16 protein-coding genes are annotated in these 13,900 nt (G+C 70.8%); 8 read left to right on the forward strand and 8 right to left on the reverse strand.

Annotation, left to right across the window (positions count from 1 at the left end):
• Nucleotides 1–42 precede the first annotated feature (42 nt).
• A complete protein-coding gene (locus ACYVO7_RS05675) occupies nt 43–1,023 on the forward strand; it encodes an ABC transporter substrate-binding protein (RefSeq protein ID WP_460448860.1) in 981 nt (326 codons plus the stop codon).
• A gap of 91 nt (nt 1,024–1,114) precedes the next feature.
• The gene (gene maiA / locus ACYVO7_RS05680) at nt 1,115–1,783 is read left to right on the forward strand and encodes a maleylacetoacetate isomerase (protein WP_460448861.1); all 669 of its coding nucleotides are present in this window, start codon (nt 1,115–1,117) and stop codon (nt 1,781–1,783) included.
• 45 nt (nt 1,784–1,828) lie between these two features.
• Here the strand turns inward: maiA and ACYVO7_RS05685 are convergent, their stop codons facing one another.
• Nucleotides 1,829–2,611, reverse strand: coding sequence for a DUF4394 domain-containing protein (locus ACYVO7_RS05685; protein WP_460448862.1), 783 nt, complete (start codon nt 2,609–2,611; stop codon nt 1,829–1,831).
• A 147-nt stretch (nt 2,612–2,758) separates the two neighbouring features.
• Here ACYVO7_RS05685 and ACYVO7_RS05690 point away from each other — a divergent pair, with 147 nt between their 5' ends.
• The 4 genes from ACYVO7_RS05690 to ACYVO7_RS05705 all read left to right on the forward strand — a co-directional run bounded on the left by ACYVO7_RS05690 (nt 2,759) and on the right by ACYVO7_RS05705 (nt 5,494).
• Nucleotides 2,759–3,361, forward strand: coding sequence for a sigma-70 family RNA polymerase sigma factor (locus tag ACYVO7_RS05690; protein WP_460448863.1), 603 nt, complete (start codon nt 2,759–2,761; stop codon nt 3,359–3,361).
• A complete protein-coding gene (locus tag ACYVO7_RS05695; protein WP_460448864.1) occupies nt 3,358–4,134 on the forward strand; it encodes an anti-sigma factor in 777 nt (258 codons plus the stop codon). The genes ACYVO7_RS05690 and ACYVO7_RS05695 overlap by 4 nt, the downstream gene beginning before the upstream one ends.
• A gap of 137 nt (nt 4,135–4,271) precedes the next feature.
• Nucleotides 4,272–5,165 (forward strand): alpha/beta fold hydrolase, encoded by an 894-nt coding sequence (locus tag ACYVO7_RS05700; RefSeq protein WP_460448865.1) that lies wholly within the window; start codon nt 4,272–4,274, stop codon nt 5,163–5,165.
• Nucleotides 5,166–5,275: 110 nt separating this feature from the next.
• Nucleotides 5,276–5,494: a hypothetical protein gene (locus ACYVO7_RS05705; protein WP_460448866.1), complete on the forward strand. Its 219-nt coding sequence runs from the start codon at nt 5,276–5,278 to the stop codon at nt 5,492–5,494.
• A gap of 348 nt (nt 5,495–5,842) precedes the next feature.
• Here ACYVO7_RS05705 and ACYVO7_RS05710 read toward each other — a convergent pair whose 3' ends face one another.
• The gene (locus ACYVO7_RS05710; protein ID WP_460448867.1) at nt 5,843–6,613 is read right to left on the reverse strand and encodes a hypothetical protein; all 771 of its coding nucleotides are present in this window, start codon (nt 6,611–6,613) and stop codon (nt 5,843–5,845) included.
• 2 nt (nt 6,614–6,615) lie between these two features.
• Nucleotides 6,616–7,077 carry a hypothetical protein gene (locus ACYVO7_RS05715; protein WP_460448868.1) on the reverse strand — a complete coding sequence of 154 codons (462 nt, stop codon included), beginning with the start codon at nt 7,075–7,077 and terminating at the stop codon, nt 6,616–6,618.
• Between the two features lie 279 nt (nt 7,078–7,356).
• Here ACYVO7_RS05715 and ACYVO7_RS05720 point away from each other — a divergent pair, with 279 nt between their 5' ends.
• Complete coding sequence (locus ACYVO7_RS05720) at nt 7,357–7,629, forward strand: hypothetical protein (RefSeq protein ID WP_460448869.1); 273 nt, start codon at nt 7,357–7,359, stop codon at nt 7,627–7,629.
• A 36-nt stretch (nt 7,630–7,665) separates the two neighbouring features.
• The gene (locus ACYVO7_RS05725) at nt 7,666–7,911 is read left to right on the forward strand and encodes a hypothetical protein (RefSeq protein WP_460448870.1); all 246 of its coding nucleotides are present in this window, start codon (nt 7,666–7,668) and stop codon (nt 7,909–7,911) included.
• Nucleotides 7,912–7,991: 80 nt separating this feature from the next.
• Here ACYVO7_RS05725 and ACYVO7_RS05730 read toward each other — a convergent pair whose 3' ends face one another.
• The 5 genes from ACYVO7_RS05730 to ACYVO7_RS05750 form a co-directional block, all read right to left on the reverse strand.
• The gene (locus ACYVO7_RS05730) at nt 7,992–9,014 is read right to left on the reverse strand and encodes a Gfo/Idh/MocA family protein (protein WP_460448871.1); all 1,023 of its coding nucleotides are present in this window, start codon (nt 9,012–9,014) and stop codon (nt 7,992–7,994) included.
• Complete coding sequence (locus ACYVO7_RS05735; RefSeq protein ID WP_460449128.1) at nt 9,011–10,054, reverse strand: Gfo/Idh/MocA family protein; 1,044 nt, start codon at nt 10,052–10,054, stop codon at nt 9,011–9,013. The genes ACYVO7_RS05730 and ACYVO7_RS05735 overlap by 4 nt, the downstream gene beginning before the upstream one ends.
• A complete protein-coding gene (locus ACYVO7_RS05740; protein WP_460448872.1) occupies nt 10,051–11,238 on the reverse strand; it encodes an extracellular solute-binding protein in 1,188 nt (395 codons plus the stop codon). The genes ACYVO7_RS05735 and ACYVO7_RS05740 overlap by 4 nt, the downstream gene beginning before the upstream one ends.
• 190 nt (nt 11,239–11,428) lie before the next feature.
• On the reverse strand, nt 11,429–13,369 hold the full coding sequence (locus ACYVO7_RS05745; protein ID WP_460448873.1) for a methyl-accepting chemotaxis protein: 1,941 nt from the start codon (nt 13,367–13,369) through the stop codon (nt 11,429–11,431).
• Nucleotides 13,350–13,826, reverse strand: coding sequence for a chemotaxis protein CheW (locus ACYVO7_RS05750; protein ID WP_460448874.1), 477 nt, complete (start codon nt 13,824–13,826; stop codon nt 13,350–13,352). The genes ACYVO7_RS05745 and ACYVO7_RS05750 overlap by 20 nt, the downstream gene beginning before the upstream one ends.
• Nucleotides 13,827–13,900 lie beyond the last annotated feature (74 nt).

The following is a 13,900-nucleotide window of genomic DNA, read 5'->3' on the forward strand; positions in this document are numbered from 1 at the left end:
CGCCCGGATCGCCTCTGACCCCTGCGCCGGAGCCGAAAGCCCATGAACCGGCGCGACGTGCTCCTCCTGGCCGGAGGCGCGGCGGCGCTGGCCCTTCCGGCGCGGGCGCAGACGGCGGCCATGCCCGTCATCGGCTATCTGTGCCCTGAATCGCCGACGCTGTTCGCCAGCCGCCTCCAGGCTTTCCGCAAGGGCCTGGCCGAGAGCGGCTTCCTGGAGGGACGCGACTTCGTCATCGACTATCGCTGGGCGGAGGGAGACTACGACCGGCTGCCGGCCCTCGCCGCCGAGCTGGCGAGCCGGAAGGTCGCCGTCATCGTGGCCGCCGGCGGCGCGCCCGTCGCGCTCGCGGCGCGGGCCGCGACCTCGACCGTCACGATCGTGTTCGAGATGGGGGGCGACCCCGTCCAGCTCGGCATCGTCGACAGCCTGGGGCGCCCCGGCGGCAACATCACCGGCGTCTCCAGCCTCAGCGTGGAGGTCTCCCGCAAGCGCCTGGAGTTCATGCGCGAGCTGATCCCGAACGCGTCCCATTTCGCGATCGCCGTCAACCCCACCAGCCCCACCGCGACCTCGCAGGTCGCCAACCTCCACGCGGCCGCCGAGAAGCTCGGCGTGGGCGTCCACGTCCTGCGCGCCAGCAGGGAGGAGGAGTTCGACGCGGTCTTCGCCGCCGCGGCCCAGCTCGGCGCGGGCGGGCTGGTCTTCACGTCGGACCCCTATTTCGCCTTCCGCAGCGATCAGCTCGCCGCGTCCGCCGTGCGCCACGCCATGCCGGCGGTGACGCAATCGCGCGACTTTCCGCTCGCGGGCGGCCTGATGAGCTATGGGGGCGATTTCACCCAGTCCCACCGGCGCGCGGGCGGCTATGTGGGGCAGATCCTGAACGGCGCCAAGCCGACCGACCTGCCGGTCCAGCTCGTCACCAAGGTGGAGCTCTTCGTCAACGTGAAGGCGGCCGAGAAGCTGGGGCTCGTCTTCCCGCCCTCGATCATCAGCGGGGCCGACGACGTCGTCGAATGAGCTCGTCGCAGGGACGGCCGCGTCCCGCACTCTCCGGTTCCGTCGGCGCCCGCGCCATGCCACGATCCGCCGCCCACCGGAGACGCGCCGCATGACCGACGAGCCGACCTACGAACTGTTCTCCTTCTGGCGATCCTCCGCCACCTACCGGGTGCGCGTCGCGCTGGCGCTGAAGGGGCTTTCGGCCCGCGAACGCAACGTCGATCTCGACGCCGGAGAGCAGCGCGGCGCGGACTTCCTGCGGGTGAACCCGATGGGCGCCATCCCGGCGCTCGTGCAGGCGGGCGGGCCGACGATCACGCAGTCGCTGGCCATCCTGGAATATCTCGACGAGACGCATCCGCAGCCGGCCCTGCTGCCGGCCGATCCGGTCGGACGCGCGCGGGTGCGCTCCATCGCGGCGGGGCTCGCCTCCGACACGCATCCCCTGATCACGCCGCGCATCCGGCGCTATCTCACTACCCAGGGCGGCTTCGACGACGCGGCCTGGCGGCGCTGGCAGATCCAGTGGTTCTCCACCGGCCTGCAGGCCCTGGAGGCGCGCCTGAGCGCCGAGGCGCAGACGGGCGCCTATTGCCACGGTGACAGCGTCACCATGGCCGACATCTGCCTCGCCAGCGTCGTGGCGGTGATGCGGGTGTTCAAGATCGAGGTCGCCGACATCCCCACCGTCGACGCCATCATGGCGCGCTGCGAGGCGCAGGAGGCCTTCGCGCGGGCCCATCCGCTGCGGCAGGCGGGCGCGCCCCGGCCGGCGTGACGGCGGCGGGCGCAAGGCCCGCCGCGCGCCGTTGTCGCAAGCCGCCTACATCGCCGGCATGACGGCGATGTCGGTCACCGCGCCGCCGAGGCCCGAGATCTTGCCCACCGGCGTCGCCTTGCCGGTGGCGAGGTCCACCTTGTGCAGCGTGTCGTCGGCCATCAGCCAGCCCTCGTTGGAGCCGCCCTCGCCCGCCGCGATGTCGAACGCGTAGGCCGCGCCCTTGACGCCGAGCTTGCCCACCGCGCCGAGCACGCCGTCATTGGGCGGGGCCTGCTTGAGCAGGCCGCCGATGGTCGCGTCGACGTCGTAGAGGGTGGTCTCCTTCGCCCCCTTCATGGCGTTGGTGTAGGCCCCGGCCACCACCTTGGGCGTCTCGCCTTTGTGCATGTCCGCCTCGGCGAATTTCAGCTTGCCGTCGGTCGTCACCTTGCCGTCGTCGACATTGGCGCGCAGATTCGTGCCGTCGGCGCCGATCACGCGCAGGCGGTCGGCCACGGGGTTGAAGTCCACCGTGGCGGCCACGCCCGCCGGGAGCATCGCGTCGAGCTTGGATTTCATCGTCGCCTTGCCGGTGGCGGGATCGATGGTCACCACCGCGCCGGTGGAGACCAGGCCGTAGAGCATTCCGTCGGCCGGGCGCACGTCGATGCCCAGCACCGTCCCGTCCACGCCGGAGATCTTCATCGCCTTGCCGGCCTTCATCGCCTTGGCGTCGACCATCGCCAGCATGTTGTCGCCCATCAGGGCCGCGACCGTCTGAGCCTGGGCGCCGCCCGCGGTCGCCAGTCCGCCGGCCAGCGCCAGCGCCATCATGGATGTCTTCATCGCCGTTCTCCCTTGGCCGATCCCGTCGGCCTTGCGGTGCGGCTACACGCGGGCCGGACGCGCGGATGCAGCGGCGGCGCGATTTATTTTCGCCCCGGCCGTCTCCGAACGCATCCGACGAGGCCCGCCGCGTGTATGCAGGAGGCCATGCAGCTTGATCCAGCGCCCGGCGGGGCCGCCGCCCTGCGCCAGCCGCCCCTCCCCAACCCCGGCGACGCGTTCGACGCGGCGGCGGCCCTGCGCGGCTGCGCCGGCGGCGACCGCGCGGCCCTGCGGGCGCTCTACGACGCCTTCGCGCCCCGCATGCTGGGCGTGGCGATGCGCCTCCTGCGCCGGCGCGACCTCGCCGAGGAGGTGGTGCACGACGCCTTCATGCGCATCTGGGAGAAGGCGGCGAGCTACGACCCCGCCCGCGGCGAGCCCGCGACCTGGATCTTCACCATCCTGCGCCGCCTCGCCCTCAACGTGCTGCGCGGCGAGGCCCGCACCGATCTCGTCGAGGACTACGACCGCCTCGACGTCGCCTCCGACGAGGCCGACGCGGAGGCCGTGGTGTCCGCCCTCTCGGACGCGGACGCCCTGCGCCGCTGCCTGGAGCGGCTGGAGCCGCTGCGCCGCCACGCCATCGTTCTGGCCTACACGCGCGGGCTGACCCACGGCGAGCTGGCCGGGCGCCTCGGCGTGCCGCTCGGCACCGTGAAGTCCTGGATCCGCCGCAGCCTCGCGGCCCTGCGGGAGTGCATGGCGTGACCCCGGCCCGCACGGACGACCTCGACGGCCTCGCCGCCGAATACGCGCTCGGCCTCCCGACGGGCGAGGACCTCGCCCGCTGCGAGCGCCTCGCCGCCGAGGACGCCGGCTTCGCCGCCGCCGTCGAGGCCTGGCGCGAACGCCTCGCCGGGATGGACCGCGCCGCCCCCGCGCTCGCCCCGCCCGAGGCCCTGTGGAGCCGCATCGAGGCCGGGCTCGCGGCGGCCGCCCCCGCCCCCGCGCCCCGCACCGCGGCGGCGCGCCCTGCGGCGGCGCGGCCCGCGGCGGCGCGGCCCGCGGCGCCGCCGCCGGATCCGTGGTGGCGCGCCCTGTGGGGCGACCTGCGCGTCTGGCGCGGCGTCGGCCTCGCCGGCGCGGCGGCCGCGCTCGTCCTGGCCGTGGCCTTGGGTTCGGCCCTGCGCGAAAGCCGCCGCGCGCCCGTGCTGGTCGCCATCCTGCTCGGCGAGGCGGACAGGCCCGCCGCCGTCGTCAACGCCTTCGCGGACGGCCGCACCGAGCTCGTGCCGCTGGACGCGATCACGGCGCCGCCCGGCCGCTCGCTGCAGGTCTGGACGCTGTGGGACCGGGCCCGCGGGCCGGTCTCGGTCGGCCTGCTCGACGCCCTGCGCAGCGTCGACCTCGCCGTGAAGGGCCTGCCGGCCCCGGCGCGCGACCAGCTCTACGAGGTCACCCTGGAGCCGGCCGGCGGCTCTCCCACGGGCCGGCCCACCGGCCCCGTGCTGATGAAGGGCCTCGCCGCCCAGGCGCTCTGAGCCCGCGACGTCGCGCCGCTGGGCGCCGACCCGGTCGCCGGCGAACGACCGTCCGCCGTCCTGGTTGCCCTTCCGGAGAGCGCGGCCGCCCGCGGCGGGGGCCGCACGGGAAGGCCGAGCGCTGGAAGGCGGAGACGATGACGGACCTGCAAGCGCCCGCGCGCGGCCGCGGCGAGCGCCCCATCCGGCGGCGCGTGCTCGACCTCGGCGACGGCGGCCGGGCGCATGTGCTGGAGCAGGGGCGCGGCCCGCCCGTGCTGCTGCTGCACGGCATGGGCGGCCTTGGCGCCGAGATCCTCGCCCCGCTGGGCCTCCTGGCCGACCGGTACCGCCTCATCGCGGTCGACCGGCCGGGCTATGGCGACAGCTTCGGCCGGCCGGAGGACGCCATGTCGCCCGCGCAGGCGGCCTGGCTGCTCGACGTGCTCGACCGCCTCGGCGTGCCCCGCGCGCTGCTGGTGGCCCATTCGCTCGCCTCCGCGCATGCGCTCTGGATGGCGGACCTCGCGCCCCGGCGCATCGCTGGGCTGGTGATGGTGGCGCCCTTCTGCCGGCCCACCCGCCCCGCCGCGATGCCGATGCTGCGCCTCGCTTCCGCCCCTTTGATCGGCGCCGCCATCCGCCGCGCGCTGCCGACGCTCGCCCCGTGGATCGCGCGGCGCAAGCTGTCGCGGCTCTTTGCCGGCGACGCCCCGGCCTCGCTGCGGCGCCTGCCCTTCGGCAAGATGGCGCAGCCCAGCGCCGTGGCCGCCATGGCGGCCGAGCTGAACGCCTTCAACCAAGGCGCGATCCCCCTCGCGCTGCGTCTGCGCCGGCTGGAGGTGCGCGCCGTCATCGTGGCCGGCGGCCGCGACGAGGTCGCCCCCTGGCGCCGCCACGCCCTCTGGGCCGCCCGCCGCCTCCCCAACAGCGCCGGCCTCGTCCTGGGAGAGGTGGGCCACCTCCCCCACCACGTCTGCCCCGCCGTCGTCGCCGCCGCCCTGGAAAGCGCGCGCGACGGCGGGGGGCGGTCGGAGATGGGGGTGATTTAGGACCAGGAAGCCGTTTGCGTTCTCTCAGCTTGATAATTATCATCCGACAGGACTCAGCTCACGCGGCGGCCACCAAGCGCGGCCCGCACCTTTCCACCATGGAGCCTCCCATGTCCGGCGTCCGAGACAACGGGCAAGACGATCTCCAGGCCTATTTGGCCGAACTGGCCAAGATCGCGGGACTGATGGACGGCGTCCTCGGAACCGTCGTCTTCGATCCCCACGACCCCATCAGCATCGAGGCCGCCATCCGCCAGGCGGAATCGCTCATCGACCAAGGAACGAGCGCGAGTCGGGACGACTTGGCCGCGGGGGCAGTGGGAGCGTAGGAGGGGCTGGTTGAGGTTGAGCAGGTGAGTTGAGGCGCCGACGCCAAAGTTCCCTGTTGTTGGGGCGTTGAGGCCCGTAGGCCGGATGCCCCACAGCGCTGGCGTGGTCCGTAGGCGACGTGGGACGCTTGAACCAACACGTCTGGGCGGGCCTCGTCGCCACGGTGCTGGAGAGCGCGCGACTCGCGGGGGATTGCCCAAAACGCGGATGATCAGGTGATCTTCAGCTAATGGCAGTTTCAGACGCAGACTCAGACGTTCAGCGAACCTTCGTCGCTTCCTGAATGCGGCCGCTGGTTGAACCGTCTGACACGTGCTCAGCCGCTCCAATTTTTTGTTGCATTAGCCCTACGGCTTAACAAGGAGGCCCGACTTCTCGACGTGCGCTTGGCCGGTGGGCAGTATCTGCACGGTTGCGCTGGCCTCATCGAAGTGTACGAAGGCCTTCTTGTGCAGGTCCAGTAAGACTTTGCGCTTGAAGTTGGTGCCGTTCCTGTACTCCGCCCAAGCCTGCAATTGGGCGGCGGACACAGCTTTGCCCTCGGCATAGAGGAGGATTAGCACCTTCTGGCCCGCGGTTTTGGCGGGTTCGAGCACACGGCGCAAGTCGCCGCTAGCCCAGATCATGTTGAAAGTGCGAGCAGTGACCGCCTCCACGACCGCGTGCGAGTCCGCCAGCGTAAGTTGCGAGTAGTTCCGGACAAGTTCACCCATCACCCACTTCATGCTACGCAAAAACAGCTCGGCATCCATGTGGTTAGGACTGATCTCGACTGACACGTGGCCAATGGCTCGGTTATTCCTAAGTTCATACAGAGCAGCCAGAAGCTTCGGAACCTGCATGCACAGGGAGCGGCCCTTGGTGCCGTTGTGTTGCTCTAGATCGCGACACGCCTGAGCGAAGTTGCTCGGCTTGGACGGCGTCGCCACATAGTTGCCCGTCGCGTGGCCCGCGCACACGCAGTAGGCGATTTCGCAGAACTTTCCCGCCTTGAGTCCGACCTTCTCCCAGTCGGCTGCTCGGAACTCATCAAGAGCCTGCTCGAACTCCTCGATTAAAGGATTAAGCAATCCGGCCGGGATGGCAGTCAGGGTATCATTGAGGGTTGGAAGGCCCAAAATCAGTCTCGATCCCAAAAGTACTTCCAGGAGCCACTGCCTTCTTTGGTTCGTTGAATCTCGTTCCGCCCGAACATATTCGTAAGTGCTGCGCCAACTTGGTTTGAGTTGTGCGTCCAGCCTTTGCTCTTGAGCCCCTCAACAATCTCACCAGTGGTGTGATGCCTCTTAAAAAATCCGTCATTCTTCAGCGAAATGATTCGATCAGCGCATGAGTGCCCCTTCGGCGGTACGCTTCGCTTCTTGCCCCTCGCTTTAGCTACTTCTTCAGAAGACGCGACTTCCGGCTGTGACGATCCGCCCGCGTCAGCTGCAAGACCAGCGTGGGTGTTCGGCGGGCGGCTCCCGAAGCCGGCCTCCTCCAGTAGTGGAAAGAGCTTAGAGAGCAGACCCTCTACGAAGTCCTTCTCACCTTCGATTTCGACCACGCCAGCAGGCGCATCAACGTGGACCCTGTTTGTCAACTGGTTCTCCCAAAAGCATGCTATTTGATTAATGATAAAACGTTAGCGGAAATCCGCAAAAAAGCAATCTGTTTTCGTTCTGTGATGTGCAAAGGCTTTAGCTGCTGCCCATAGGCATATGCATCATGGTCGATCCGTCGCTGATCGAACGGGCCGCTGACCTTCCTTGTAAACAGTTATGCTATCCGTCGCTATTAGCCGCGGGTCCCCCCGCACAAACCACCCACCCCCGTGAACCCACCCCGTCCCGCGGCGTTTTCCTCCCCTCAGGAGGAGCCCATGACGGTACGCGATCACAACAACCGATCCGAGAAGCAGAAGGGCCATGTCCCGCTGAAGCAGGGGGAGGCTGACCGGAACGAGGCCAGCCAGGGGCATCAGGGCCAGGAGCGCGGGGGCACGCAGGCGCGGTCCGGCGCGGACGAGCGCCATGACGGGCGCGGCCGCCAGGACGGCGGCGGCGACGGCGCGGGCGGCGCGCCGCGCGTCCAGGGCCAGGGCGGCCATCCGGCCCACCGCGACGGCGGCCCCGGCCAGCACAACAGCAAGTGACCCCGAGCAAGTGACCCACGAGCGAGCGAGGACCCCATGAGCGACAAGCCGCACAACGCCGGCGGTCAGGAGAGCGAGCTGACCGCCAACGCCCGCAAGGCGCTCCGCATGAAGACCGAGGCCGGCCCGCAGACCCGCATCCCCGAGCACGAGACCGCCCGCGAGGGCGGCGTGGGCGCCAGAGGCGGGCAGGTCAACCGCACCGACACGATGGTCGGCAAGGAGCCGACCTCCACCCCCAACCTGAAGCGCAGCCACAACGCCCGCACGGGCGACGCCTGAAGTCCCGCGCGCTCTTGCGCGCGGCCCCGAGGCCGGAGCGCCGGGACGGCCCAGCCGTCCCGGCCTTCGCGTGAGCGGCGTCAGCCCCGCCCGGGCCGCCGGAAGCCGGCGACGTCGAGGATCTCGTCGACGAGCTGCTGCGAGGCCAGCGCCTCCTCGCCGGTCACCACGGGCTCGCGCCCGGTCCGGATCGCCTCCAGGAAATCGGCGATGACGGCGCGGTGCGCGTCATGCGGGAAGTCCATGATGTTCGCCCCGCTTCCGGTGGCGCCCTCCGCCTCCACGGTCTCGCTGCGCCCGTCCAGGAAGGCGAGCTCCAGCCGCCCGCCGACCAGCGAGGCGTGGCCCTTGCGGCCGATGATCTCGATGCGCTCGGGATGGCCCGGATAGGCCGCCGTGGTGGTCATCAGCGTCGCCGGCGCGCCGTCGCGCGTCTCCAGCAGGGCCGAGACGTAGTCCTCCGTCTCCATCCGGTGCAGGCCGGTCGTGCGCGCCTGGGCGGCGACCACGCGCGACACGCCCACCAGCGAGCGGAACAGGTCGAGCGAGTGGATCGCCTGCGTCAGCAGCACGCCGCCGCCGTCGCGCGCGAAGGTGCCGCGGCCGGGCTCGTCGTAATAGGCCTGCGGCCGCCACCACGGCACCGCCAGGGAGGCGGCCTCCAAGGCGCCGAGCTCGCCGGCTTCGAGCGCCGCCTTCAGGCGCAGGCTCGCTGGGCGGAACCGGTGCTGCAGCACCACGCCCAGCGTCCGGCCGGCGCGGCGCGCCGCCTGCGCCAGCGCGGCGCCGCGTTCGCTGGTCAGCTCCAGCGGCTTCTCCACCAGCACGTGCTTGCCGCGCTGCAGGCACAGGGCCGAGACGTCGAGATGGCTGCTCGGCGGGGTCAGCACGATGACGGCCGCCACGCCCTCGTCGGCCAGCGCGGCCTCCATGTCGGTCGTGGTCCGGAACGGGAACCGCCGGCCGTAGTCCTCCGCCCGCTCCGCCGTGCGGCTCACCGCCCAGCGCACCTCCGCCTGGTCCTGCAGGTCGAGCAGGCTCTTGGAATGCGGCAGCGAGGCCGGCCCGAGCCCGATGATGGCGACGCCCGTCCTGGCGGTCATGTGTCTTGTCCCTGCTCGGCCGGCCTGCCCGCGCCGGCGGGCAGCCGCGCCGCCTGCGCCTGCGCCTGCAGGGCCAGCCGGCATACGGTGAAGACGTGGCTCTGCGCCGCCGCCGTCTCGGTGCGGCCGGCCACGTCGGCGATGAGGTCGCGGAAATAGGTCAGCGGCTCGCCCGAGGCGTCGATGTGGCGCACGCCCGCTCTGTCGACGACGAAGACGTGGTCCGCGCCCGGCCGCCCGGCGAGGTCGACATATTTGCGCAGCTCGATCGTGCCTTCCGTGCCCAGGATGGTGAGGCGCCCGTCGCCCCAGGTCGGCAGGCCGTCGGCCGTGAACCAGTCCACCCGCACATAGCCGCAGGCCCGGTCGCTGCGCAGCAGGATCTCGCCGAAATCCTCGAAGTCCGGCAGCTCCGGCCCGCCGAAATGCCCCGTCGCGGAGGCTACGATGTCGGCGTCGGTCGAGCCCGTGAAGTGCAGGAACTGGTCGATCTGGTGCGACGCGATGTCGGTGAGGACGCCGCCGAACCGCGCCTTGTCGAAGAACCAGGCCGGGCGGATGGCCCGGTTCAGCCGGTGCGGCCCGAGCCCGATGGTCTGCACCACCCGGCCGATCGCCCCGTCGGCGATGAGCTTTCCCGCCACGATCGTCGCCGGCACGATGAAGCGCTCGGAGAAGCACACCGAGAAGATGCGCTTGGTCTGCGCGACGGCCGCCTCCACGGCGGCGAGCTGCTCCAGGGTGGTGACGCCGGGCTTGTCGACCATCACGTCCTTGCCGGCCCGCATGGCCCCCACCGCCAGCGCGGCGCGGTCGGACGGGATGGCGGCGCAGACGATCATGTCGACGGAGGCGTCGTCCAGCAGCGCGTCGCGGTCCATCGGCTGCAGGTCCGGGAAGCGCTCCCGGAAGCCCGCCAGCACGCGCGGGTCGCTGGTCTGCGGGTCGAAGCCGGCGCATGTCGCGCCGGCGTCGAGAAGGCCGCCCACCATGTGGTAAATGTGCCGGTGGTCCAGCCCGATGGCGGCGAACCGCATCAGTTCGGCGCCCCGTGGCCGACGCCGATCTCCTGGTCCCAGCGCCGGAACGCGGCCACCAGCCGCTCCGGGGTGAGCGGCGGCTTGGTCGGCAGCCGGGCGATCAGGTCGTCATAGGTCGGCCGGCCATACTCCTTCAGCACGTCGCGGCTCTCCTGCGGGGCCATCGCCAGGGTGACGCCCTTCACGGCCGGGCCGGGGTAGAAATAGCCCTTGTCATAGGTCCCGGCCTGCGATTCCGGCTTCAGCATGTGCGACATCAGCGCCAGCAGGACGGGGATCTTCGCCTCGGCGGTCCCCTTCGGGATGCACATGAACTGCGTGTCGGGGATCCAGTGCGTGTTGGCCAGCACGAAGACCTCGGCCTCCTTGGGCACGATGCCGAGCGCGCGCGGGTTGATGTCCCACCCGAAGGTGGAGACGATCACGTCGCGCGTGCCCTCGCCCAGCTCCTTCATGGTCGGCGTGGTGCCGCCGGGATAATAGTCGATGCCCGTCCCGAGCTCCTTCAGATAGGCCCAGGTCTTGTCCCAGCCCTTCATCGGGTCGGCGGGGTCGGCGTCGTTGAGGATGTAGGGCAGCCCCTGCAGGAAGGTCCAGCCCGGCCCGGAATTCACCGGCCGCGCATAGGTGAAGCGCTTGGGGTTCTGCTTCACATAGGCGAGGAACTCCTCGGCCGTCTTGGGCACGGTCTTCAGCCGGTCCGGCGCGTATTCGAAAAGCGGCCCGGAGGGCGAATAGGCCACCGCCACGCCTTCGTTCTGGCCGAAATTGCGCTGCATCATCAAGGCCTGCTCGTGATAGACCTCCTCGGCCTTGGGCAGCAGCGCGGCCTGCGACTTCCACACGTCGACCCAGAGGCCCTGCTGGATGCCGTCCGACATGGCGCCCGGCCCGGTCAGCACGAGGTCGATGTCGACCCGGTTGGCCTGCTGCTGCGCCTTCAGCTTGGCGGGCAGCTCCGGCGAGGGCGCGCGCGAGAAGTTCACCCGGGACACGAGCTTCGGGTTGTCCTTCACGAAGCGCTCGATGGCGGCCTGCGTGAGCTGCAGGTTCCCGGCGACGTCCACGATGTTGAGAGCGACGGGACCCCCGGCCGGCGTCCCCTGCGCGAAAGCTCCAGTGGCGTGCAGCGCGGCGATGCTCGCCGCCCCGCCCACCACGCTGCGGCGTGTGAAGCGTGTCATGGTTCCTCCCCCGTGTCGGGCCGTCATTGGTCGCGGCCGACCCCCCCCGCCCGGCCCGCGCCTGCGCGCCGACCGGACTTGCACGGCATCCTGAACGAACGGCGGGCCGATGCAACGGCCATCTCGCATGCGAACGCCAGCGGGGCGCCCCGGCCTGGGACGCCCCGCTCGCTCGTCGCCTGCGCTGCTCTCAGAACTCTTCCCAGCTGGCGCCGTCGTTCCCGGCCCGCCGCGCGGGCGAGGGCCGCGAGGCCGCGGCTCTGGCGGCGCGCGCGGGCGGCGGCGGCGCCTTGGGGGCCGGCTTGGCGGCGGAAGCCTTGGCTCCCCCGCCCGCGTCGCCGTGGCTTCGGGCCGCGAAGGCGTCCGCCGCCAGGCGGCGCAGGCGCGCCGGCTCGCTCGTCGGCCGGTCCGCGGGCGGCGCCGCCGGCGCGACCGCGGGCGCAGCCGCCCGCGGCGCCTGGGCGGTGCGGAAGGTCGCCACCAGGTCGTTCAGCCGCTGCAGCTGGCTGGTCAGGGCCCCCGCCGAGGCGGCGCTCTGTTCGGCCAGCGCGGCGTTCTGCTGGGTCATTTCGTCCATGTGGGCGACGGCCTGGCTCATCTCGTCGATGCCGCTGGCCTGCTCGGTGCTGGCCGAGGAGATCTCCGACACCGTGCCGGCCACCTTCTGCGAGGCCTCCACGATGCGTCCGAGCGTGTCGCCCGCGGACCGCACCAGCTTCACGCCCTGCGCCACCTCCGAGGAGGACGAGGTAATCAGCCCGGTGATGTCCTTGGCGGCCTCGCTGGAGCGCTGCGCCAGCGTCCGCACCTCGGAGGCGACCACCGCGAAGCCCTTGCCGGCCTCCCCCGCCCGGGCCGCCTCGACGGCCGCGTTGAGCGCGAGCAGGTTCGTCTGGAACGCGATGTCGTCGATCACGGAGGTGATGTCGGAGATCTTCTGCGACGCCGCCTCGATGCGCGCCATCGCCTCGACGGCCTCGTTGACGATCTGTCCGCCGGTCTGGGCGACGCGCGTCGCCTCCTCGGCGAGGTCCACCGCCTGGCGGGACGACTGCGCCGACGCCTTCACGGAGGCGGCGAGCTCCTCGGTCGTGGCGGCGGTCTGCTCCAGCGACGAGGCCTGCTCCTCGGTCCGGCGCGACAGGTCGTCCGCGCCGGAATTGATCTCCCGGGACGCGGTCGCCACGTCGATCGCCGTGGTCTGGATGGTCGTGACCGCGTCGGCCAGCCGGGCGATCGTCTCGTTCAGCGCCTCCTTGAGGTCGCCGAGCTTGCCGCCATAGCGCTGCGTGATCGGCTGCGTCAGGTCGCCCGCGGCCACCACGGTGGCGGTGCGGGTGAAATCGGAGATCGCCGCGTCGGTCGCCGCGCAGAGCTCGTTCATCAGCGAGGAGATCTCGCGCATGAAGCCGCTCTTGTCCTCCAGCGGGATCCGGCCGGAGAAGTCGCCCGCCGCCGCGTTCTTGGCCACGTGGGACACCTGGTCCTGCATGGCGACCTCGGCCGTCATGTCGCGCCATTCCAGCATGGCGCCGCGGCGCTCGCCCTGGGCGGTGACCACCGGGGTGACCAGGAGGTCGAAGGTGCGCCGCCCCATCCGGATCCGCGCCACGTGCGGCTGGCTGAGCCGCTCCAGCATGCGCTCCTGGTGGGCGGGGTTCTTGTGGAACACCCCCATCGACTTGCCGAGGATGTCGTCGGGGTCGAAATTCGGGAAGGCCGTGCGGAAGTCCTGCACATGCTCCCGGAACAGCGACTTCACCGACGTGTTCATGAACACGATCCGGTGATCGCTATCCACGAGCATGATGCTGCCCATGGCGCACTGAAGCGCCGCTGCGGCGCGCTCGGCGTCCTGGCGCCCCGCATCCGCGTCGGCGAGCGCGCTCTCCAGCCCGCCGGCCGCGCCGGAGCTGCCGAGCTGCGCCGTGATCCGAGACAACGGGCGCAGCAGCCCGCCCGTCACCAGATGGGCGGCCGCCGCCAGGACCAGAAGCTGGAAGGCCAGGAGCGAGCCGCCGGCCGCGGCGTCCATCCCGCCCCGGATCAGGAGCCATGTCCCGAAGGCGGCGGCGAGCGCGGCCGACCCCAGCGACGCCGCAAGGCCGAGCTTAACCGTTTGCGCGTTCATCGCCGGTTCCTTTCGCGATCGAGGCGAGCTCCAGCAGGGCCACGATCGTTCCGCCCTTCACTGCGAGGGTGCGGACAAGGTCGTCATGATCTCCGTCGATGGCCGGCGCGGCCTGCAGTTCGGCGGGCGAGACGTCGACGATGTCGGAGACGGCGTCCGCCAGGACGCCTTCGAGGCGATCGCCATTGGCGACCACGATGACCACGCTCGACCTCGATATGGTGCTCGGGCCAAGGCCGAGGCGCTGACGCAGGTCGATGACCGGCACGATGACGCCGCGCAGATTGATCACGCCCAGGACGTGATCGGACGAGTTCGGCAGAGGGGTGGTCTGCTGCCACCCGCGGATCTCGCGGACGGCGGAGACGTCTATGCCGAATGAGCGTCCATTCGTTTCAAATGTCACGAGACGTTCTGCCAATTTGCACCTGTGAGGAACTGAGGTCGTCAAAATCAATCACAACTCAAATTAGTAAAACTGGGGTAAATCAATCTTCAATTGAAGAGCAAGCACAGGTTGCAGTGAGGCGG

It is taken from the genome of Alsobacter sp. SYSU BS001988, assembly GCF_054796215.1.

Coding starts and splice junctions, on each gene's coding strand:
- ACYVO7_RS05675 (WP_460448860.1), top strand. CDS start 43: ATGAACCGGCGCGACGTGCTCCTCCTGGCCGGAGGCGCGGCGGCGCTG.
- maiA (WP_460448861.1), top strand. CDS start 1,115: ATGACCGACGAGCCGACCTACGAACTGTTCTCCTTCTGGCGATCCTCC.
- ACYVO7_RS05685 (WP_460448862.1), bottom strand. CDS start 2,611: ATGAAGACATCCATGATGGCGCTGGCGCTGGCCGGCGGACTGGCGACC.
- ACYVO7_RS05690 (WP_460448863.1), top strand. CDS start 2,759: ATGCAGCTTGATCCAGCGCCCGGCGGGGCCGCCGCCCTGCGCCAGCCG.
- ACYVO7_RS05700 (WP_460448865.1), top strand. CDS start 4,272: ATGACGGACCTGCAAGCGCCCGCGCGCGGCCGCGGCGAGCGCCCCATC.
- ACYVO7_RS05705 (WP_460448866.1), top strand. CDS start 5,276: ATGTCCGGCGTCCGAGACAACGGGCAAGACGATCTCCAGGCCTATTTG.
- ACYVO7_RS05720 (WP_460448869.1), top strand. CDS start 7,357: ATGACGGTACGCGATCACAACAACCGATCCGAGAAGCAGAAGGGCCAT.
- ACYVO7_RS05725 (WP_460448870.1), top strand. CDS start 7,666: ATGAGCGACAAGCCGCACAACGCCGGCGGTCAGGAGAGCGAGCTGACC.
- ACYVO7_RS05730 (WP_460448871.1), bottom strand. CDS start 9,014: ATGACCGCCAGGACGGGCGTCGCCATCATCGGGCTCGGGCCGGCCTCG.
- ACYVO7_RS05740 (WP_460448872.1), bottom strand. CDS start 11,238: ATGACACGCTTCACACGCCGCAGCGTGGTGGGCGGGGCGGCGAGCATC.
- ACYVO7_RS05745 (WP_460448873.1), bottom strand. CDS start 13,369: ATGAACGCGCAAACGGTTAAGCTCGGCCTTGCGGCGTCGCTGGGGTCG.